The sequence below is a fragment of the Janthinobacterium sp. SUN206 genome (assembly GCF_030587305.1).
Lineage (GTDB): Bacteria > Pseudomonadota > Gammaproteobacteria > Burkholderiales > Burkholderiaceae_D > Janthinobacterium > Janthinobacterium kumbetense.
Genome location: NZ_JAPWIB010000001.1, coordinates 2,224,074 through 2,244,656 on the forward strand (window position 1 = coordinate 2,224,074; position 20,583 = coordinate 2,244,656).

Below are 20,583 nucleotides of genomic sequence, written 5' to 3' on the forward strand. Positions count from 1 at the left end.
CAAGACCACGCGCGACACAAGAAATCCTGCCCTCAAGCGCCTGCGCAACGGCGCCAGACGGACCCTGCCGCAGCTAAACACGATCTTTCTGCCAATGTTGTCTATACTGAAGGTGCAGTAGTATTGATAATTATCAAGTCTTTACATGAATACAATGCTGCCGCCACGTCTACAATAAGAGGCGTTGCGCGCGCTGAGTCACTGCCAAAGGACCTGCCATGTATAAGAAAATTCTGATCGCCACGGACGGCTCCACCGTCTCCAACTTGACGGCCTGTGCCGGCGTTGCCTTTGCCGAACAAATGCACGCCGACATCCTTGCCGTGTATGTGGCGCCCGAGTACCAGTACCCGGTGTACATCGAAATCATTCCGCCGAGCTATCCCAGCGAAGAGGAATACCGCGTCGCCATGCGCAAGGCGGGCGCCGACCACTGGCAACCCGTGCTCGACGCCGCTGCCAAGCGGGGCTTGCAAGCGACGGGATTGACGGCCTTTTCCGACAGCCCCGCCCTGAAAATCGTGGAAGTGGCGCAATTGCAGCAATGCGACCTGATTTTCATGGGTTCGCATGGCCGCAGCGGCTGGGGTCAGTTGCTGCTGGGCAGCGTGACCAACAAGGTGCTGTCGCACTCGAAATTGCCCGTGCTGGTACACAGGCTGATCAAGGAACCCCCGACAAAATAAGGGGTCACATGGCCACGGGGGCCGCCGCACCGGCACATCGCAAGAAAAGGCACAGCGCGGCAGCTTCGGTTAAAATGACAACGTTTCTCGTTTCTCAACATTTGATTGTCCGGTGACGGACAGAGCAGATTACACGCCACCAGATTGCCCGCCTATGATACGTATTGTGATTGCCGACGACCACACCATCATGCGTGAAGGATTGAAGCGCATCCTTGACGGCGCGCCGGATATCGACATCGTGGGTGAAGCCATCGACGGTTTTGAAGTACTCAACCATGTGCGCCAGGGCGGCTTCGACCTGTTGCTGCTCGACTTGTCGATGCCGGGCCGCAGCGGCGTCGACCTGATCCGGCAAATCCGCAGCGAGGCGCCCAAGCTGTCCATCCTGATCCTCACCATGCACGAGGAAGAGCAGTATGCGGTGCGCGCCATCCGCGCCGGCGCGCAAGGCTATCTGACCAAGGAAAGCGCGGGCACCCAGCTCGTGGGCGCCATCCACAAGGTGGCGTCGGGACGTCCCTACATCAGCGCCGAGGTGGCGGAGCAGCTCGTGCTCAACATCATGATGCCGAATGAAAGCTTGCTGCATAAACAGTTGTCGGACCGCGAATTCGAAGTCTTTTCCCTGCTGGTGGCAGGCAAGTCGATCACGGAAATTGCCAACAACCTGCATCTGAGCGTCAAGACGGTGAGTACGCACAAGACGCGCATCATGCAAAAGATGGGCATGAGTTCCCTGTCAGAAATGGTCCAGTATGCCGTGGCGCACCGCCTGCTCTCCCCCTTCAAGACCTGAATACGGCGACGCGCGCCCGCGCGTCGACTGTAGGAACAATCCTACTTCATCTACCACAGCTCCTACTGCCATATTCAGCCACTGCTGATATTAATTGCATACGCTTGTTGGCATACTGAAACCAGTAATCAAGTTGCTGGAAAGTTATTTCATCACACAGCAAGTCTTCAGCGAATTGAGCATTACCTGCCCGAACGCGCGCCGCCGGCCCACGCCTGCCCGCCGTCCCGTGCACCCCGTCATTCAACTCTGAACTACCTGTCACCAGGAGATGAACATGCTGTCCACGCAAATGCCCGACACCCGCGCCGCCTCACCATCGCTGGCCCCCTCCGCTCCGATGGAAGCAGGACGCCAGCGCCAGGGCCGGCTCTGGTCGAACCTGAAGGAGGTGTGCGACCTGCTGCATATCTCCAGCGCCTGCACCATCGCCGCCGACGAACTGCTGTTCCAGCACGTGCAATTCAAGACGGGCCAGCGCGTGCACACGATCGGCCAGCCGTTCGACACCCTGTACATCGTCAATTCGGGCTTCCTGAAAACCGTGCTCATCGATGAATTCGGCAATGAGCAGGTGCTCAGCTTTCCCATGAAGGGCGACATGCTGGGCGTCGACGGCATCCACTCGCGCCACTATTCCTCGGAAGCGGTGGCCCTGTCCGACTGCGACCTGATCCTGCTGCCGTTCAAGAAACTCACGGCGCTGGGTCGTGTCCACCTGGAACTGGAAAATGTCATGTACGGCGTGATGAGCCGCGAACTGGTGCGCGAGCAAGCCATGATCGGCATGCTGGGCGCCCTCAGCGCCGAAGCCCGCGTGGCGCGCTTCCTCGTCTCGCTGGCCGACCGCTTTGCGCAGATGGGCTACTCGAGCAAGCTGTTCAACCTGCGCATGACGCGCCACGAAATCGGCAGCTACCTGGGCCTGACCCTGGAAACGGTCAGCCGCACCTTGTCCGCCTTCAATGAAATCGGCCTGATCACGGTTGACCAGCGCACCATCGGCATCAAGGATCCGGACGCCCTGAAAACCCTGCGCCGCCTGCCGCCGTCGCGTTCGCGCGCCAAGCAGCTGGCCGCCGCCAAGCTCAAGGCCGATACCACCGCGGCCGCCAGCGCCTCGGCGCAATTGCTGGCCACCATCTAGCTTCATCCCGATTTCCTCAAGCTTGGCACAGGCTTGACCCGGCCAAGGCGCACTGCCTTGCCGGGTCTTTTTTGCTGCCGCCCCCTTCCGCGCCGCGCCAGCGGCCGCCTTTGCGCAGCACTCGCTCCCACGCTGCCGTCCCACCGTAAAAAAGCGCGGATTCCGCACAAATAAGCCTTGCTTTTCGGGCCACATTCAACAATAATGCAAATACGAATCATTCTCAACTGAGACAAAGAAAGCCCAACATGCAAAGCTCAAAACCAGCCTTGATCCAGGATGCCGCTACCGCCCACGTCCGTCCTCCCGTCAGCATGGCCCAGCCGGCGCGCCGCATCACCAGCGAAGCGCTGCTGCAGCAGGGCCGCGAAGTGGAGATTGAGCACAGCGGCAAGATCTATCGCCTGCGCGTCACCCAATTGAACAAGCTGATCCTGACTGCCTGAAGCAGCACGGCAGCCAGTCACCACACTCGCCAGCCAGTCGTGCCCCGTGCGCGCAGCCAGCCAAACCACCGCACAGGAGTGTTTGATGGCGAACGACCGACCTTCCCCGATGTTTCCTCCTCCGCAAGGCCAACAGCCTGAATTGCTGCTGTCGGCCGTGCTGCACCTGATGTCGCACTACCATGCGGGCAGTCCCTGCGAGAAACTGGCGGGTGTCATCGAACGCCATCTGCAAGTGCTGTCAAACTCGCCCGGCCTGGGCCCCGTGCTGCAAGCGACCTGCCAGCAACTGTCGCAGCAATGGGCTGCCCTCGTGGCGCTGCACCGGCCCGCGCCGCCCAGCACCAGCTGGCTTGAGCGCCTGGCACGCATGCTGAGCGCCAAGCGCCCCGCCTCGCCCCTGCCGCAATAATTTCTTTTCCATCCCCCATCGCCCAACAGGATATCGCCATGTGTGACAAAGACCAGTCCCTGCCCGTCATCAGCAATTGTTCCAGCGGCGGGGCCGAACCGGCCGCGCTCGCTTCACGCCGCCGCCGGCTGTGGGAACTGTCGCATACCTGTCATTGCCCGCTGGTCGGCGTAGGCTTGCCCCTGGGATACTTGCGCAAGCTGGTGGGCAAGATGACGGGCGGGCGCGTGCTGGCCGACGACTACGAAGTGCACGTGGGCGCCGTGACGGAATGCGGCGCGCGCAACCGCCTGTCCGAAGCGCTGCAAAAGGAACTCGAACGCCGCTACGCCCCCGTGATCCTGCGCTTTCGCGGCGCCAAGACGACGGACCAAGTGGCCGAACTGTGGCGCACGGCCGTCGCCAACGGCGACGTGTCGGGCGCTTTCTGGGCCGGCCTGACGCACCCGCGCTGCGACGCCGAGCTGGAAGAGCAGATGTGCAGAGACTTGCACATGATCCAGCACCAGGCCGGCGCCTGCGTGCGCGCCGACATGGGCAAGTTTACGGCCTTGCAGGAAGAAAATGCGCGCCTGACGCACGAACTGGCCAAGCTGCAACAGCGCAGCCAGGCAGCACTGATGGAAAAGACGGGCGAACTGGAACGCCAGGAAGCCGTGCTGCTGCGCACGCGTGCAGAAGCGATCGGCAAGGATAGCGTGATCGACGGCTTGCGCGCGGAACTGGCGCAATTGCAGGCGGCCATCCCGGCGCTGGAATCGCGCACGCGCCTGGTCGAACGCTTGGCGCAAATGGATGAGCGCGAAAAGGAATTGCGCCAGCAAATCGCGGATTTGAAGCAAGCCCAGCCTCGTCCGGGCACGGCCGTGCCGCCACCGGCGCCGAAGCTGGAAGTGCCGACGGGCGGCAAGCTGAAAATGCCGATCCGCCTCGTCGATCAAAGCGTCCTGTGCGTGGGCGGGCGCAGCGGCAATGTCGCCACCTACCGCGCCCTGATCGAGCGGGTCGGCGCGCAATTCGCCCACCACGACGGCGGCCTGGAAGACAATGCCAACCTGCTCGATTCGAGCCTGGCGGCGGCCGACCTGGTGATTTGCCAGACGGGCTGCATCAGCCACAGCGCCTACTGGCGCGTGAAAGATTATTGCAAGCGCACGGGCAAGCGCTGCGTCTTCATCGACAACCCCAGCATCTCCAGCCTGGCACGGGGCTTGCAGGAAGTCAGTGGCGAGATGGAGCCGGCCGCGCTGGACGCCGCCGACTAAATCCAGGCCTAAACCTAGGCCTGCAACTCGCGCGCGATCGCTTCGCGCAAGAGCGCATCATCGACCGTGGTGTCGGGCGCGAAACGCCCCACCACCTTGCCGTCCTTGCTGATCAAAAACTTCTCGAAATTCCACAGCACGTCGCTGGGCTGCTCCTGCGTGATGCCGTAGCCGGCCAGCTTGGCGCGGAAATCGCTGCCCGGCTTTTCCTGCGCCCGCGGCTGCTCTTGCACCAGGCGCTGGTACAGCGGATGCTGGCCCGGCCCCTTGACGACGATTTTTTCAAACAGGGGAAATTGCACGCCGAAGGTGCCGCGGCAGAAATCGGCGATCTCGGCATTGCTGCCCGGTTCCTGCGCGCCGAATTCATTCGCGGGAAAACCGGCCACCACCAGGCCCTCGGCCTGCTTGTCGGCGTAGAGCTTTTCCAGTCCTTCGTACTGCGGCGTCAAGCCGCAGGCGGAGGCGACATTGACCACCAGCACGACCTTGCCCCGATAGGCATCCAGGCTGGTGGGTTCGCCATTGATGCGGCGCAAAGGAATGTCGTAAATACTGTCGCTCATGATGTATCTCCTCGGCGGATAAAACAATCATGATAGCCGTGTGTGCGCGAACGTGCTGGCGGCGTCAACAACTCAGTAGACGTCGCGCCGGTAGCGCCCTTCCGCTGCCAGCGCGTCGAGCGCGGGCCGTCCCAGCATGTCTTGCAGGGCCTGGTCGACGCCGCCCGCCATGCCGGCCAGGCTGCCGCAAATGTAGATGGCCGCGCCCTGCTGCAGCCACAATTTGATTTCATCGGCATTGCCGCGCAAGCGGTCCTGCACATAGGTTCGCTCCGCCTGGTCGCGCGAAAACGCCAGGTCCAGGCGCGGCAAGTCGCCGCTGGCATGCCAGTGCTCAATTTCCTCGCGATAATGGAAATCGTGGTCAAGGTTGCGTTCGCCAAAGATCAGCCAATTGCGCCGTTGCCCTGCCAGCACGCGGCTTTTCAAATGGCCGCGCAAGCCGGCGATGCCGCTGCCGTTGCCAATTAAAATCAGGGGCCGCTGGGCATTGTCTTCCAGGCGGAAACGCCGGTGCTGGCGCAAGCGCAGTTGCACCACGTCGCCGACAGCGGCCTGCGCCGTGAGCCAGCCCGAGGCCAGGCCCAGGCTGCCGTCGGGATGCGCATGCTGGCGCACCAGCAAGTGCACGCCGCCGTCGTGTGGAATCGAGGCGATCGAATATTCGCGCGGTTGCGCAGGATCAAGCGGCGCGGCCACCTGCACCAGGTCGCCCGACTGCCAGTCAGGCAGGCTGCCTGCCACGGGCGCCAGTTCCACGTGATAGATGGGGCCGCCGGCGCTGCCGGGATTGAGCAACTGCCGACGTGTCAGGCGCCAGTCGCCGAATGCGGGCGCGCTCCAGTCGGGCGCGTCGCTGGTACCGGCCAGGTGGCTCAGGTGCTGGAACCATTGCTCGATGGTGGCGCTGGCGCTGCGGTCGACTTCGATGCGCTCGAACAGGCGCGAGGCGCCCTGCTCCGCCAGCCAGGCATCGAGCGCGCGGCCGAAGCCGCAGAACTGGCCATAGCTGCGGTCGCCCAGGGCCAGCACGGCGTAGTGCAATTGCGGCAGCGCCAGTTCGCCCGTCATCAAACGGCCCATGAAGGCGGCCGCATTGTCGGGCGCATCGCCTTCGCCATAGGTGCTGACCAAAAACAAGGCCCGCTCCGCTTGTTGCAGATCAATGGCCGTGAGGTCGGCCAGCGCACACAGGCGCACGGGAATGCCGGCCAGTTGCAGGCTCTGCGCCGTTTGCGTGGCCAGTTCCTCGGCATTGCCCGTCTGGCTCGCATACGCCACCAGCCAGGCGGGACTGTTGGCCAGCGCCGCCTTCGCGGCGTCGGACGCGCGGCGCCTGGCGCGCGCACGCAGCCAGGGCGCCAGGCACACGCCCGCATAACTGAGGGACAGGGCGGCCAGCAAGGCCAGCCGCGTCGTATCGTGCGTAAAAATCATGGAATCAATCGTTCATTCGTCGAGCATGGCCAGCATGTGGCTGCTCAGCGTTTCATGGTAACCATCGCCGTCGCGCTGCAGGAAGCGCGCGGCCAGGCCCTGCTCTTCGGCCAGCGCCATGCCGGCTTCCGGGCCCAGCACCGTCAAGGCCGTCGACCAGGCATCGGCCGCCATGCATTCGGCGTGCACGACGGTGACGGAAGCGAGTTGATTGGCGATCGGCATGCCGCTGCGCGGATCGATGGTGTGCGAGAAACGCACCGTGCCATCTTCGAAGAAACGCCGGTAATCGCCCGACGTCGCCACGGACAAGCCGTGCAGCGCCAGCAGCATTTCCGGCGGATGCTGCGCATTATCGGCACGATCGGCGGCGCCATCGACCTGTTCCAGCATCACCCACCACGGCTGGCCGTCGGGCTTGCTTCCGGCGCCGCGCAGCTCGCCGCCCACTTCGACCAGGTAATGATGGATGCCCTGGCTGTCCAGGTAGCGGGCCAGGCGGTCCACGCCATAGCCCTTGGCCACGGCGGACAAATCCAGCTGCAAGCCGCCCGGCTGGCGCGCGCGGCGGGCCGGCAAGTCCAGTTCCAGGCGGCGGCGCTGGCGCTGCGCCAGCAGCAGCGCCACGGTATCGTCTTTCGGCGGCAGGAAGCCGGGCTCATCGTAGCGCTTGCGGGGGCCGAAGCCCCACAGGTTGACGAGGGTACCGGCGCACGGGTCATACGCGCCGCCGGACGCCTGCGACACGTGCATGGCAAAGCCCAGCACCTCGCAAAAGGCGGCGGGCAGGCTGTGCCAGCTGCCGGGCTCTGCCCGGTTGAAGCGGCCCAGGTCCGAGTCCTCGTCCCAGTGGCTCATTTGCGCTACAACAAGATCCAGCTGCTGCTGCAAGCCCCGCCGCAGGTCGGCGCTGCCCGCGCGTCCCGGCATGGCGGGCTCCAGCAAGCGCACCGACCAGCTGGTGCCCATCGACAGGCCGCGCAAGTCCCGGATCGCGGCGCCGGGCGGCGCGACCTGATCGGAAATATGCTGCGGCAGCAGGACCCGGCGCATCGGCGCTCTCGCTCGCGAAGATGCCGCCGCTTACTGCGGCAGCACTTCCACGGAAGCCGCGTAGGTGGCGCGGCGCTCCGGCATCACGGGCGGCTGGCCGGCCACGGCTGGCGCGGCCGCTGGCCAGGTGCTGCTCAGGTAATACATGCCGGCGGCCGGCACGGTGAACGTGATCTCGCCCTTGGCATCCGTGCTCTGGCGGATTTCACCGAGCACGCCACGATAGCGCACGCCGCCTGGCACCAGGCTGAACGCCTGGTTCGCCGCCGGCTTGCCATCGATCAAGAAACGCCAGGTGGCTTTCTCGCCCGCGCGCAAGTCGTTCGGGTGCGTCACCGGCACGAATTCCAGGCCCACGCCCGTCGGCTTGAACACTTCCGTGCTGGTTTCGCCATTGCTGAAGAAAGTTTCCAGGCGCGCTGCCGTGCGCGTGATTTTCACGTCTTTCGCGTCGGCCGGCACGTCTTTCTTGAAGGTTTCCTCGTTGCCGCGGAAACGCTTCTGCTCACCGTTCACGGTGTAGCTGCCCATCACGTTTTGCGACACGATGGCCGCCTTGTACGTGCCCGGCTTTTCCATTTTCACGTCGAAGACGCTGCGCAAACGGCCCGTCAGCGTATTTGCTGGCGTGACCTTGGCGCCGTCCGGGCCGATGACTTGCAGCGCGTCCAGGCGCAGCGGCTGGTGGTCGATCTCGAACAGGCCGTCGGAAACGGCGGCATCCACCGTCACCCAGGCGTCCTTGCTTTCCACCATCGTGCTCGATGGCACCATCCAGCCGCGGTGGGCGTGGGCGTTCATGGCCAGGCCAGCCAGGGCCAGGGCGATCAGGGGTTTGTTGAATTGCTTGAACATGGGGTGCGCCTTATGGTTTGAGTTGGACGACGACATTACCGAGTTCTTCCTTGCCTTTGGCTGGCACGGACTGGGCCGATTTCAGCGGCCACTGGAACGGCACGCGCACCAGTTCGCGTCCGCCCGCTTCGCGCGCCGCTTCCACCACCACCTGGTATTCGCCCGCCGGCAACTTGTCGAGCAAGGCCTTGGCGCCAGGGAAGGTCAAGGTATGTTCGCCTGGCGCACGCGTGGCGCCGCTGACGCCGTCCACGGGCATGGCCAGGTCGCGGCCGCTCTTGCGCCACCATTGGCGCATGTCCTTCAGCCACTTCTCGCCGACCTTGTCTTTCTTTTTCACGTCGTACAGCACGGCCAGGTTGCCAACCACCTTCTGGTCCGCCGTTTCCAGCCACGCCGCCACGTAGGGACGGTGGTATTCCGCCACGTTCAATTGCGGGAGTTCAAGCTTGAGGGACAGGTCGGCCGCCATCGCCGACGTACCGATCAGGGGAAGGCCAAGCGCCAGGGTGTAGCGTAATTTCATGGTGTGCCTGTAAAAAAGTAAGAGTAAAAACGATCAGTGAATAAACAGCAAGGCGATCGCGCAGGGTATCAAGATACCGAGGCCAACCATCGGCCAGGTAAATGGCCGGTTGGCCGCGTGGAACTTCAAAATCAATAAGCCCGTCAGGCAAAACACGATGCAGGCGCCGGCAAAGATGTCGATGAACCAGCTCCACGCCACGCCCGTGTTGCGGCCCTTGTGGACATCGTTGAGCCAGGAGACCCAGCCCCGGTCCGTCAATTCGTATTCGGCGGCCCCATCTTCCAGCCCGATGCGCACCCAGGCGTCGCCACCCGCCCTGGGCAGCGGCAGGTAGACTTCGTCGATCGACCATTCGGCGGGACGGCCGCCCGCATTGAGCGACCACTGCTGCTTGAGCCAGGCTTCGGCGTCGGCCGGCATGGGCGCATTGGCGCCATCGTGCTTGGCGGCATACGCGGCCAGTTGCGTGACGAGGGGTGCCGGCAACGCCGCCTTCTGGCGCGTGATCGCCGGCTTGGCTTCGATCTGGCCGGCGTGGTTCAAGGTGATGCCGGTAATGGCGAACAGAAACATGCCCAGCAGGCAAAGCGCTGAGCTGATCCAGTGCCATTGATGCAAGTTCTTCAGCCAGACGGCGCGGCTGGCGTTGTTCTTGGCCTTGTCTGCTGCGCCCGCATTACCCATCGAGCGCTCCCGGCAAGGAGCGGGCCAGGTGGCGCGACAAGTCAGTGTGCTTCATTCCCATCCTTCAATCAAAGTTCATGCCTCATTTTCAAACAAATGATAATGATTATCATTTATTAAGTCAATACATGGGGCGCCCCGCCGGGCCAGCGTTTTGTAACAGCTTTGAAACATGGCGCGAGGCAGGCAGTCGCCACTACGTAAGCTGCCGTACAGAGCCGCCTGCCGCGCCCGCCTATGCTGTTGTTCAGGACAACCATCAAGGGAGCACCCATGCAAGCATATTCCAGCGAACAACTGGCCAGCATCGCGGCCAGGATCAAGGACGTCAAATTCGGCATGCTGACCACCAGCGATGACATGCGCACCCTCACCAGCCGGCCGCTGACGCAGCAGCAGGTCGACAGCGAAGGGCACATCTGGTTCTTTGTCTCGGACGAGGCCGCCTACACGCGCGACTTGCTGAACAATCCACAAGTCAACGTCAGCTTTGTCGACACGGGCGACAGCCTGTATGTGTCCGTCTGCGGTCACGCGCAGTTGCTGAAGGACCGCGTCAAGGCGGAGGAATTGTGGAACCCGCTGCTAAAAGCCTGGTTCCCAGGCGGTGCCGACGATCCGAAGCTGTCGCTGATCAAGGTAACGATACAGTCAGCCGAATACTGGGATAGCAGCGCCAGCAAGATGATGCAATTCTATGAAATGGCCAAGGCCGCCATCACGGGCGAACCGCCAAAGTATCTGGGCGAACAAGGACGGGTCGACCTGTAGCCGGGTCGCCAGTCTCCCCCCCGGCGGCAAGCAGGCGACATTGTCCGCGCGCAAGGGGAAACGGCCAGCCGCCGTGCGCGAACACGCCCGGCGGCTGGCCCTGCGGAAATTGTCAGACAGTCAGGAAGGGAAGCTCAGACGCCCGTGCTGCCCGTGGTGTCTGGCGCATCGTCGGCGCTCTGCCGGCTTTGCCCTGCGGAGCCGGACTGGTGATGCGGCAAGCGGTCGGCGCGCCGCACTTCGCCGATGGAAAACAGATCGTCGCCGATATCGAGACCTTGCTCGCTATCGACCAGTACAAAGTTTTCGGCCGAGTCGGCCGTGCTTTGCTTGCTGCCCGCCGTGGATGGCGTGCCGCCCTGGCTATTGCCCGGTTGCGGCGTATTCGCGTTGCCCATTATCTTCTCCCTGATCATCAATGCGAGTTGACTGCGCGGCGATTGCCAGGCGATTACACCTTGCCAGCGCAGCTATTTCATCATAGTCCATGCCTGCTGCATTGCATCAAAATTTTGCGGCGACCGGACAGATGCGGCCATGGCCAGCGGCGTGCCTGCCACTGGCCATGGTCACCGCTAACGCTCATTACCACTTGCTGCTACTTGTTGCGCGAACCCGCGGAACCCGAACCCGACCCCGAACCGCCGCTTTGCTTGTTGCCACTGTCGCGGTTGCCCTCCTGGTTCATGCCGGCATTGTCGCGCGTGCCGCTGGCGCTGGAGGCGCTTTGCCGGCTGGCATCGTTCTTGTGGCTTTGGCTGCCTGCGCGGCGCGCCTCTTCCGACGTGAATTCATGCGCCGTGCCCTTTTCATGCGCGGCACGTCCCCCTTCGCTGGCGATTTCGCGCTGCTGGGCGGGGTCCATGGAAGCGAAACCCCGTTTGCTGGTATCGCTTTGCTTGCTGCCGCTGCCGCCGCCGCTACTGCTGCTACTGGTTTTACTACCTTGCTGTTTATTGTCGCTCGATGTGGCCATGATGATCTCCTTGATCGATGGAATCAGAAACAGTGCAAACCATGCAATTCTTTCCCCTCGCATGGCAAGGGAACCGTCATCTTAGTGCGCGCATGGGGTGCAAGAAATAGGAGGATGCCAAGAGCGCATGTAGGATGAGTCCCGCCCGTGGTGGCGCAGTTACTTTCAGTTTTCCACCAAAAGTACCAGACACTCAGCAGTTAGCGAGGCAGCGCACGCGGCCAGCCGCCAGGGCGGCCGGAGAACGGCGGCATCGGAACTTGCCGCGCATCGCCTCCGACACGCGGCCGCGGGACGCCAGCGGCGGGGAGTTCAGGAAGCGAAGAGGATGGCCCAGAACAGCATCAGCAAGCCGGCAATCGATACGCACCACACGAGCGTGCGCACGACGGGCACGCCAAACGCATACAGGGGCAAGTACAGCACGCGCGCGGCCAAGTACAGGGCGGCGCCATACAGGGTCAGCGCGCTTTCCTGCGCCGTCACGTGGGCGATCAGCACGGCGGCGGCGAACAGGGGCAGGGTTTCGAACAGGTTCGCCTGGGCCCGCTGCAAGCGGCCCGTGATCTTGCCTACGGGCGGGCCTTCGCCGTCGCGCGCGCTCACGTTATACGCCGTGCCCGTCTCGCGCGTGCGAAACAGCGCGGGCAGCAGAATTTGCACCAGCGCCAGCACGAGGGTACAGGCCAGCATCGTCAGTTCAGGAGTCATGCCTTACCTCTGCAGGGTGGGACAGGCTGGCCGTGCCGGCGCATGCCCGTCAGGGTTGGTCGAGTGCCGCTTGCAACTCCATCAAATCATAGGGCTTGCGCAAGACGCTGGCGGAAAAGCCCAGCTCATCCATCGATTCCTTGCCATAGCCGGTGGAAAAGATGATGCGCATGTCCGGTTTATCGCGCAGCACCATGCGTGCCAGTGCGATGCCGGACATGCCGGGCAGGCTGACATCCGTAAACAGGATATCGAAGTCTTGCTCGTTGAGCAACTCCCACGCCGCCTCGCCATCGGACACGCCGCTGACCGTGTGGCCCAGCATGCCCACCAGCTCGCACACCATCAGCTGGGAATCGAGATTGTCTTCCACCACGAGTATCTTCATCGAAGTCGGCATGTCCCCCTGCGGCACCAACGCATGGCCCGTCAAGTCCAGCCCCGGCGTGCCGCCTCCCAGCACGCTGGCCGCCGTGCTGCCGCTTGCCAGCGTGCCGGCCACGGGTGCGCCGGACCGTTCGAACTGGCGCGCGCGCATTTGCTGCTGGCGGTTGGCCAGCACATGGCGCAGCTTGCGCGCCAGCTCTTCGCGCCGGTATGGCTTGCTGAGCAATTCCACCCCCGCATCGAGCCGGCCTTCGTGCACGATGACATCCTGCGCATAGCCCGAGGTAAACAAGACGGCGATATCGGGCTGCAGCTCGCGCGCCTGGCGCGCCATCTCCGTGCTGCTGACGGGACCGGGCATGATCACGTCCGTAAACAGCACGTCGATTTGCGCACCGCTGTGCAGCACGGCCAGCGCGCTTTCGCCATCCTCGGCCTTGAGCACCTTGTAACCGAGCGCGCCCAGCATGTCGACCACGGTGGTGCGCACGCCCACGTCGTCTTCCACCACCAGCACCGTTTCCGTGCCGCCCGTGACGACGCCGCTCAATTCCAGTTCCTCGTCCGCTTCGGCCATCAGGGATCGGGGCAAATAGATTTTGACTCCCGTGCCCACGCCAGGTTCACTGTAGATGCGGATATGGCCGCGGCTTTGCGTGACGAAGCCGTACGCCATCGACAGGCCCAGGCCCGTGCCCGCGCCTTCCGGCTTGGTCGTGAAGAACGGTTCGAAGGCGCGCTGCAGCACGGGCCCGCTCATGCCGCGGCCCGTATCGGTCACCGACAGCATCACGTACTGGCCCGCCGGCACGTCGACCAGGTTGTGCACATACTGTTCGTCGAGCACGACGTTGCCCAGTTCGATGGTCAGCTTGCCCACGCCATCCATGGCGTCGCGCGCATTGATGGCCAGGTTGAGGATGACGTTCTCGATCTGGCTGCGGTCGACCAGGGTATTCCACAGTCCGCCGCCGCCCACCAGCACGATGTCGATCGCTTCGCCCAGGGCGCGCCGCAGCAGCGCATCCATGTTGCGCACCACGCGCGTCAAGTCGGCCACCACCGGTTGCAAGGGCTGGCGCCGCGCAAACGCCAGCAGGTGCGACGACAGCTTGGCACCCCGCTCGACGGCGGCGATCGCCGTGTCCAGGCGCTGGCGCATGAGGCCATCCGTGCCCGCCAGGTGCTGCAGCAAATGCAAATTGCCGGAAATGATTTGCAGCACATTGTTAAAGTCGTGCGCGATGCCGCCCGTCAACTGGCCCACGGCTTCCATCTTTTGCGCCTGGCGCAAGGCGTCTTCAGCCTTGGTGCGCTCATTCACTTCCTGTTCGACCCGGTGTTCCAGCGTTTCGTTCAATTCATGCAGCGCCTTTTCCACGCGGCGCCGGTCCGTGATGTCCGTCTTGACGGCGATCAAGGAACGCGTATGACCCTGCTCATCGACCAGGCGACTGACATTGCTCGACACCCACACTTGCGAGCCATCGGGCTTCAGGTAGCGCTTTTCCAGCGAGAACGATTCGCCCGTTTCCACCAGGCGCTGGAACAGCACGCCGTTGCCAGGCACGTCCGCCGGATGCATGATGTCGTTCATATTTAGGCTCAGCAGTTCTTCGGCGGAACGGCCCAGCATGCGGCACAGGGCGCCGTTGACACGCTGGAAACGGCCATCGAGGCCCAGCTCGGACAAGCCCACGGAAGCCTGGCCGAAAATGGCCGCCATGCGCTCCTGGCTGGCGTTGAGTTCATCCTCGATCTGGCGCCGCTCCGTCACGTCGAACGACACGCCCACGTAGCGGCGCTGGCCCGGCACGCGGCCGGCCACCACCTCGCCCTGGCGCGCGATCCAACGCAGCGCGCCATCGGCGGGACGGCGGATGCGGTATTCCACGTATTCGAGGGGATTGGGCGCCAGATCCAGCTTGCTCGGTCCGACCTTTTGCTGGTCGCGCGCATCGACCAGGCTCACCAGCAGCCGTTCCGTCACTTCCGTCTCGTCGGCAATGCCCCACAGGCGGCGGAAGGTGGGCGACACCAGCATCGCGCCCGTCTCGGGGAACCATTCGAAGGTGCCGATGCCGCCCGCCTGCTGGGCCAGGCGCAGCCGCTCCTCGCCTTCCATGCGCTCGGTGACGTCGATGCCTTCGACGAGGATGCCCGTGACCGCGCCCTCGTCATCCTTGATGGGCTGGTAGACGAAATCGATGTGGCGCTGGCCCGTCTGCCCGTCCGCCGTCTGCAAATCCACTTTGACCTGGCGCCCCTCGTAAGGTTCGCCCGTGCGATAGACCTGGTCGAGCAGCGCGATGAAACCTTGCGCCTTGACTTCGGGCAAGGCCACTTCGACTGTCTTGCCCAGCAGCTCAAGTTCGGGGCGTCCCACCAGGCGCAGATAATGTTCATTCGCCAATTCGAACACGTGCTGCGGCCCGCGCAGCATGGCCATGAAACTGGGCGCCTGCTGGAACAGGGCGCGCAGCAGCGCGCGTTCCTCGCCCAGGCGGCGGTTGGCCGCGCGCACGGCCTCGCTCTCGGCTTGCAAGGTGGTGTTGAGCTCGCCCAGTTCGGCCGTGGCCAGCTTCAGCTGGCGCCCCTCCTCCATGCGCGCCGTCAATTCCAGCGCCGTGCACAGCACGCCATCGACCTGGCCGCCTGCGCCATGCACGGGCGTGTAAAACAGGTCGAAACAGACATCCGCGTGCTGTCCGCCGCGCAACAGCGGCAGGCAGCACTCGCGGTGCACCTGCGTCTCGCCGCGCAATCCCGCATCGAGGATGCGCGCGTTCCAGTCCCAGATTTCGGGCCAGACGGCCGGCACCGTGCCGCCCAGCGCCGCAGGATGGCGCGCCCCGGCGATCTGGATGTAGTCGTCGTTGTAAATCATCACATGCTGCGGGCCCCACATCAGCACCATCGCCATCGGCGAATTGAGCACGATGTCGACGCTGGTACGCAAATTGGCGGGCCAGCCATCGAGGTCGCCCAGGCCGGTGGCGGACCAGTCGCGCTGGCGCACCAGCTCGCCCATGCTGCCGCCGCCGCGCGGCCAGGCTGGCGCGCTCATGTGGCCAATCCCGCTTGCACGCGCACCTGGCACTGGCGCGGAATGCGCACCGTCGCCAGCGTGCCCTGCGCGTCCGTCGAACTGAGCTCGACCGTGCCGCCATGGGCCTTGACGAACATGTTCACCGTGTACAGGCCCAGCCCCAGGCCCTGCCCCGTCCTGCGCTTTTCGCCCGCCTGCTGGAACGGCTCGAACAGGGTCGGCAGCAAGGCGGCGGGAATGACGCCGCGATTGGCGATGCGCAATTCAATGCTGTCGGCGTCGCGTCCGTCGAGGGCCAGCTGCACCGGCGCGCCCGCCTCGCCATGCGTGAGGGCGTTGCATAGCAGATTCGAGATGACTTGCGACAGCAAGCCCGCGTCGCATTGCCCGTGCAGCTCGCCAACACTGCTGAGCTCGACAAGGGGCGCCTGGCCGGCCGTCTCGAATTCCTCGACGATGGCGCGCGCCAGCGCCAGGTAATCGTGCGTGCTGCTGCGCAACTCCATCGTGCCGGAACGGATGCGCGCCAGGTCCAGCAACTGGTCGACCATGCGCGCCATGCGCTTGGCGCTACTTTCGATGCGCTGCGCCGTGACGATCACCTTCGGGTGGTCGCTCATCATCGGCAACAGCATGGCGCCGTTCATCACCACCGACAGGGGCGTGCGCAAGTCGTGGCCCAGCACGGCCGTGAACAATTCATTCAGGTGCAAGGCATGCTTGAGCTCGTCGAGCTGGGCCGACAACTCGCGTTTCTGCTGGTACAGCTGGACCAGCACGGCCACCTTGCTTTGCAAGGCTTTCACGTCGATGGGTTTGTACAGGAAATCGACGGCGCCCGCCTCGTAGCCACGGAAACTGTAGCTCGGTTCGCGCGACGCGGCCGTGAGAAAAATCAAGGGAATGCTGCGCGTGCGTTCGCTGCCGCGTATCAGCTCGGCCAGCTCGAAACCATCCATCTGCGGCATCTGCACGTCGATCAGGGCCAGCGCCACGTCATGCGTCAACAGCAATTCCAGCGCTTGCGCGCCCGAGTCTGCCTTCAGGATGACAATACCGGGCCGCGCCAGCACGGCTTCGGCGGCGACCAGGTTTTGCGCGATGTCGTCAACGACGAGGATATGGATAGGGGCGGTCACGGAATCATCTTCAGGCATCGCAACGGCAAGATGCCATCGTGTTTCGATATGGACATAAACATTGTTTCAATTCTCACATATATTACACGCACTACACCATTCCCATTCACTTGTGTTCACCATCGCCGAGCAAGGCCAGGCTGGCAGCCATCTGCGGCAAATCGAGCACGCGGTCGGCGCCGGCCCGCTTGAGCGCGGCGGCCGGCATGATGCCACAACTGGCCAACTGCGGGTCTTGCACCCAGGCACTACCGCCCAGCTGCCGCACGCGCGCCAGGCCCGCCGCGCCGTCGGCCGAGGCGCCCGTCAAGATGATGGCCAGCATGGCGCGCCGGTAAGCGTACGCGGCTGTTTCCAGCAAGACATCGATGGATGGACGCGAAAAATACACGGGCGCTTCCTGCGACAGGGAAAAGCTGCCATCGGGTTCGACTTGCAAATGGTAATCGGGCGGCGCGAAATACACGGTGCCGCCCTGCAAGGGTTCCTTGTCCTGCGCTTCGCGCAAGGGCAGCTGGCAACGTTCCGCATACAACTGCGGCAACTGGCTCGAACGGCCCGGCGCCAGGTGCAGCACCACGACCACGGCCGCGCGGCAGGTGGCGGGCAAGGCGCGCAGCACGATGCCCAGCGCTTCCACGCCGCCGGCGGAGGCGCCGATGGCGATCAGGCGCAGGCCGGCGGGCGGCGGCGCGACGTCGCAGGTCGGCAACATGTCAGGCACGCTGGAAGATGCGTTCAGCCGGGCTCAGCTCGTTGAAGCTGGCCGCATGGCGGCTGAAATGCAGGCTTTCCTTCATGCCCAGGCCCAGGAAGCCCCGGTTCACCAGCGCTTCGTGGAACAGGCCCAGGCTGCGGTCTTGCAAGTCTTTATTGAAATAGATCATGACGTTACGGCAGGAAACCATGTGCACCTCCGAAAACACGCTGTCCGTCGCCAGGCTGTGGTCGGCGAAGACGAACTGGCGCCGCAAGCGCCGCTCAAAGATGGCGCCCTTGTAGGCAGCCGTGTAATAGTCGGACAGCGAGCGCTTGCCGCCCGCCAACTGGTAATTCTCGCTGAACTGGGCGATGCGCTCGATCGGGTAGATGCCCGCTTCGGCGGCGGCCAGCGCTTCCACATTGATGTCGGTCGCGTAAATCATGCTACGTTCAAGCAAGCCTTCCTCTTCCAGCAAGATGGCCAGCGACCACACCTCTTCGCCGCTGCTGCAGCCGGCCACCCAGATCTTGATGGACGGATAGGTGTGCAGGATGGGCACGACTTTTTCGCGCAAGGCGCGGAAATACGCGGGATCGCGGAACATCTCGCTCACTTGCACCGTGAAAAACTGCAGCATCTGCGCGAACATGGCCGGCTCGTGCAAGATGCGGTCCTGCAATTGCGACAGGCTGGCGCAGCCGAAGCGCTCCATGGCCTGGCGCATGCGCCGGCGCAGCGACGCCACCGAATAATCGCGGAAATCGTGCTGATATCTCAACAAGATTCCCTCAAGCAACAATTTCAGTTCTATATCGAAAATATCGTCATCTAACAACATCCACCTCATCGGATACCTGACCGTTGAACACAGTGCAACACACACCATGCAGTCACTGCCAAATGCTAGCAGATCGCCGGCGATTATCCCGCAAGGAAAGTGTCAGTTAGGTACGCTGGCGTACACTGCGCCATCTTTTTCAGGCATCCACGCCCTTCATGCCTTCCTCCGTGTAACGCGCGCCCGCCGCCATGCCCAAGGGAAAGGCGGCATTCATCGCCGCCAGTTCCGCGCCGTCCAGCCGCACGGCCAGCGCGCCCAGGTTGTCGTGCAAATACGCGATGCGCTTGGTGCCGGGGATGGGAATGAGGTCGTCGCCTTGCGCCAGCAGCCAGGCCAGCGCCAGCTGGGCCGGCGTGCAGCCTTTGGCGCGCGCGAGGTCCTTCACCTGCGCGACGATGGCCTGGTTGCGCGCCAGGTTGTCGGATGAAAAACGGGGATTGAACTGGCGGAAATCCCCCGCGTCGAGGCTGGCCGCATCGGCGATGGCGCCCGTCAGGAAACCGCGCCCCAGCGGGCTGTAGGCAAAGAAGCTGGCGCCCACGTCGCGGCAGGCGGCCAGCACGCCCTGCTCCGGTTCGCGCGTCCACAGCGAATATTCGCTCTGCACGGCGGCCACGGGGCAAAGCGCCGCCGCGCGCCGCAAGGTGGCTGCGCTCACTTCGCACAGGCCCACGGCGCGGATCTTGCCCTCTTGCCGCAGCTGCGCCAGCGCGCCCATCGATTCCTCCAGCGGCGTCTCCAGGTTCAGGCGATGCAGGTAGAACAAGTCGATGGCATCCACGCCCAGGCGCGCCAGCGACGCTTCGCACGCCTGGCGGATGGTGGCGGGGGAATTGTCGACGCGGCGCGCATAGCTGCCCGCCTCGCGCGCCAGGCCGCACTTGGTGGCGACCAGGGCCTGGCCGCGATGGTTGCTCAGAAAACGTCCCAGCAATTGCTCGTTGTGGCCGAAACCGTAGGCGTCGGCCGTGTCGAACAGGGTCACGCCTGCCGCCAGGGCCGCTTCCAGGGTGGCCAGCGATTGCGCCTCGTCCGTGGCACCATAAAATTCCGACATGCCCATGCAGCCCAGGCCCAGTGCCGAGCTGGTCAAGCCGCTATTGCCGATGCGTCGTTGTTGCATGCTGCTCTCCTCACGTGTTGACTCGATGCAGCCAGTCTAGGCCGTGCCGGCCGGCGGGGGAATGGGCGATTTCGTGATACCTTTCTGGTATGAGAGCCCTCGATACCCATGCCTTGAGCCTGTTTTGCGCCGTCGCCCGCTGCCTGAACTTCCGCCAGGCGGCGGAGCAATTGCACATGACCCAGCCGCCCCTGTCGCGCGCCATCAAGGCGCTGGAAGAGCGGCTGGGCGCGCGATTGTTCGAGCGCGACACGCAGGGCGTGGCCTTGACGCAGGCGGGGCATACCTTGCTGCCGCAGGCGCTGCACATCCTCGATTTGCTTGATATTGCGCAAACGTCGCTGCGGCAAGACAGCGCGCCCGCGCGCCTGCGCCTGGGCTTGACCACTTCCGTGGCGGCCGGCCTGTTCCGGCCCTTGCTGGCGGCGCTGGAAGGGCAACTGGGCAGTATCCGCCTGGAACTGACGTCCGCGCCCTCGCCGCGCCTGGTGGCTGGCGTGCGCAAGGGCCAGCTCGATGCAGCCCTGCTGGCCTTGCCCAGCGCCACCTTCGAGCTGGCCGTGCAGCCGCTGGCGCACCAGCCCATGATGCTGGCCCTGCCCGCCGGGCACCGGCTGGCGCAAAGGCGCAAGCTCAGCCTGTTGGATATCGCCCAGGAATCCGTCTACTGGTTCGAGCGGGCGCGCCAGCCCGCCTTCTTCGACCATTGCCAGGTAGTTTTCCGCCGGCATGGTTTCGCGCCGATTTTCCTGCGCGAAGCGCCCGACCACCATGTGCTGCTCGGCGACGTGGCGGCCGGCAAGGGCATGGCCCTGCTGGCCGACTCGTTCCGCGCGCTGCGCCTGGCTGGCGTGGTCTACCGGCCATTGGTGGAGGGCGAGGAATTGGCGGCCGGCATCGGCCTGGCCTGGCGGGAAGAGCACGGCCATGCGGCCCTGCCCCTGCTGCGCCAGCTGGCGCAAGAACATTTGAAAAAGTGAAGGCCGCGCACGGATGCGCCAGAC

The 20,583-nt window shown here is 64.1% G+C and carries 22 protein-coding genes; 8 read left to right on the forward strand and 14 right to left on the reverse strand.

Going from position 1 to position 20,583, the window contains the following annotated elements; translation table 11 throughout:
• The first annotated feature begins 218 nt into the window (after positions 1-218).
• The 6 genes from O3300_RS10040 (at position 219) to O3300_RS10065 (ending at position 4,755) form a co-directional block, all read left to right on the forward strand.
• Positions 219-686 carry a universal stress protein gene (locus tag O3300_RS10040; RefSeq protein WP_099666987.1) on the forward strand — a complete coding sequence of 156 codons (468 nt, stop codon included), beginning with the start codon at positions 219-221 and terminating at the stop codon, positions 684-686.
• A 154-nt stretch (positions 687-840) separates the two neighbouring features.
• Entirely contained in the window at positions 841-1,485 is a 645-nt protein-coding gene (locus O3300_RS10045) for a response regulator transcription factor (RefSeq protein ID WP_034783426.1), read from the forward strand.
• A 340-nt stretch (positions 1,486-1,825) separates the two neighbouring features.
• The gene (locus O3300_RS10050; protein ID WP_035821063.1) at positions 1,826-2,632 is read left to right on the forward strand and encodes a Crp/Fnr family transcriptional regulator; all 807 of its coding nucleotides are present in this window, start codon (positions 1,826-1,828) and stop codon (positions 2,630-2,632) included.
• 248 nt (positions 2,633-2,880) lie between these two features.
• Positions 2,881-3,078 carry a hemin uptake protein HemP gene (gene hemP, locus O3300_RS10055; protein ID WP_034750559.1) on the forward strand — a complete coding sequence of 66 codons (198 nt, stop codon included), beginning with the start codon at positions 2,881-2,883 and terminating at the stop codon, positions 3,076-3,078.
• Between the two features lie 85 nt (positions 3,079-3,163).
• A complete protein-coding gene (locus O3300_RS10060) occupies positions 3,164-3,490 on the forward strand; it encodes a hypothetical protein (protein ID WP_099666986.1) in 327 nt (108 codons plus the stop codon).
• Between the two features lie 38 nt (positions 3,491-3,528).
• Positions 3,529-4,755 carry a DUF2325 domain-containing protein gene (locus tag O3300_RS10065; RefSeq protein ID WP_305052833.1) on the forward strand — a complete coding sequence of 409 codons (1,227 nt, stop codon included), beginning with the start codon at positions 3,529-3,531 and terminating at the stop codon, positions 4,753-4,755.
• A 14-nt stretch (positions 4,756-4,769) separates the two neighbouring features.
• Here O3300_RS10065 and O3300_RS10070 read toward each other — a convergent pair whose 3' ends face one another.
• From O3300_RS10070 to O3300_RS10095, 6 genes are all read right to left on the reverse strand, one after another.
• The gene (locus O3300_RS10070; RefSeq protein ID WP_305052834.1) at positions 4,770-5,321 is read right to left on the reverse strand and encodes a glutathione peroxidase; all 552 of its coding nucleotides are present in this window, start codon (positions 5,319-5,321) and stop codon (positions 4,770-4,772) included.
• 72 nt (positions 5,322-5,393) lie between these two features.
• A complete protein-coding gene (locus O3300_RS10075; RefSeq protein WP_305052835.1) occupies positions 5,394-6,758 on the reverse strand; it encodes a sulfite reductase subunit alpha in 1,365 nt (454 codons plus the stop codon).
• 12 nt (positions 6,759-6,770) lie between these two features.
• Positions 6,771-7,811 (reverse strand): FAD:protein FMN transferase, encoded by a 1,041-nt coding sequence (locus O3300_RS10080; RefSeq protein ID WP_305052836.1) that lies wholly within the window; start codon positions 7,809-7,811, stop codon positions 6,771-6,773.
• Positions 7,812-7,841: 30 nt separating this feature from the next.
• Positions 7,842-8,666, reverse strand: coding sequence for a DUF4198 domain-containing protein (locus tag O3300_RS10085; protein WP_305052837.1), 825 nt, complete (start codon positions 8,664-8,666; stop codon positions 7,842-7,844).
• A gap of 10 nt (positions 8,667-8,676) precedes the next feature.
• The gene (locus tag O3300_RS10090; protein ID WP_077407565.1) at positions 8,677-9,192 is read right to left on the reverse strand and encodes a DUF2271 domain-containing protein; all 516 of its coding nucleotides are present in this window, start codon (positions 9,190-9,192) and stop codon (positions 8,677-8,679) included.
• Between the two features lie 33 nt (positions 9,193-9,225).
• Positions 9,226-9,879 carry a PepSY-associated TM helix domain-containing protein gene (locus tag O3300_RS10095; RefSeq protein ID WP_077407567.1) on the reverse strand — a complete coding sequence of 218 codons (654 nt, stop codon included), beginning with the start codon at positions 9,877-9,879 and terminating at the stop codon, positions 9,226-9,228.
• Between the two features lie 273 nt (positions 9,880-10,152).
• Between O3300_RS10095 and O3300_RS10100 the strand changes: the two genes are divergently transcribed.
• A complete protein-coding gene (locus O3300_RS10100) occupies positions 10,153-10,650 on the forward strand; it encodes a pyridoxamine 5'-phosphate oxidase family protein (protein ID WP_305052838.1) in 498 nt (165 codons plus the stop codon).
• A gap of 134 nt (positions 10,651-10,784) precedes the next feature.
• Here O3300_RS10100 and O3300_RS10105 read toward each other — a convergent pair whose 3' ends face one another.
• From O3300_RS10105 to O3300_RS10140, 8 genes are all read right to left on the reverse strand, one after another.
• Positions 10,785-11,048, reverse strand: coding sequence for a hypothetical protein (locus O3300_RS10105; RefSeq protein WP_077407571.1), 264 nt, complete (start codon positions 11,046-11,048; stop codon positions 10,785-10,787).
• Between the two features lie 200 nt (positions 11,049-11,248).
• Entirely contained in the window at positions 11,249-11,626 is a 378-nt protein-coding gene (locus O3300_RS10110) for a KGG domain-containing protein (protein WP_305052839.1), read from the reverse strand.
• Positions 11,627-11,938: 312 nt separating this feature from the next.
• Positions 11,939-12,337 (reverse strand): MAPEG family protein, encoded by a 399-nt coding sequence (locus O3300_RS10115; RefSeq protein ID WP_099666977.1) that lies wholly within the window; start codon positions 12,335-12,337, stop codon positions 11,939-11,941.
• A 49-nt stretch (positions 12,338-12,386) separates the two neighbouring features.
• Positions 12,387-15,791 (reverse strand): PAS domain S-box protein, encoded by a 3,405-nt coding sequence (locus O3300_RS10120; RefSeq protein ID WP_289916687.1) that lies wholly within the window; start codon positions 15,789-15,791, stop codon positions 12,387-12,389.
• Positions 15,788-16,912, reverse strand: a complete 1,125-nt coding sequence (locus tag O3300_RS10125; RefSeq protein WP_305052840.1) for a hybrid sensor histidine kinase/response regulator — start codon at positions 16,910-16,912, stop codon at positions 15,788-15,790. The genes O3300_RS10120 and O3300_RS10125 overlap by 4 nt, the downstream gene beginning before the upstream one ends.
• 106 nt (positions 16,913-17,018) lie before the next feature.
• A complete protein-coding gene (locus O3300_RS10130; RefSeq protein WP_099666975.1) occupies positions 17,019-17,627 on the reverse strand; it encodes a chemotaxis protein CheB in 609 nt (202 codons plus the stop codon).
• Position 17,628: 1 nt separating this feature from the next.
• Positions 17,629-18,462, reverse strand: a complete 834-nt coding sequence (locus O3300_RS10135; RefSeq protein WP_034783398.1) for a protein-glutamate O-methyltransferase CheR — start codon at positions 18,460-18,462, stop codon at positions 17,629-17,631.
• 130 nt (positions 18,463-18,592) lie between these two features.
• Positions 18,593-19,579: an aldo/keto reductase gene (locus tag O3300_RS10140; RefSeq protein WP_305052841.1), complete on the reverse strand. Its 987-nt coding sequence runs from the start codon at positions 19,577-19,579 to the stop codon at positions 18,593-18,595.
• 89 nt (positions 19,580-19,668) lie between these two features.
• Here O3300_RS10140 and O3300_RS10145 point away from each other — a divergent pair, with 89 nt between their 5' ends.
• Positions 19,669-20,559 carry a LysR family transcriptional regulator gene (locus tag O3300_RS10145; RefSeq protein ID WP_305052842.1) on the forward strand — a complete coding sequence of 297 codons (891 nt, stop codon included), beginning with the start codon at positions 19,669-19,671 and terminating at the stop codon, positions 20,557-20,559.
• Positions 20,560-20,583: the final 24 nt, after the last annotated feature.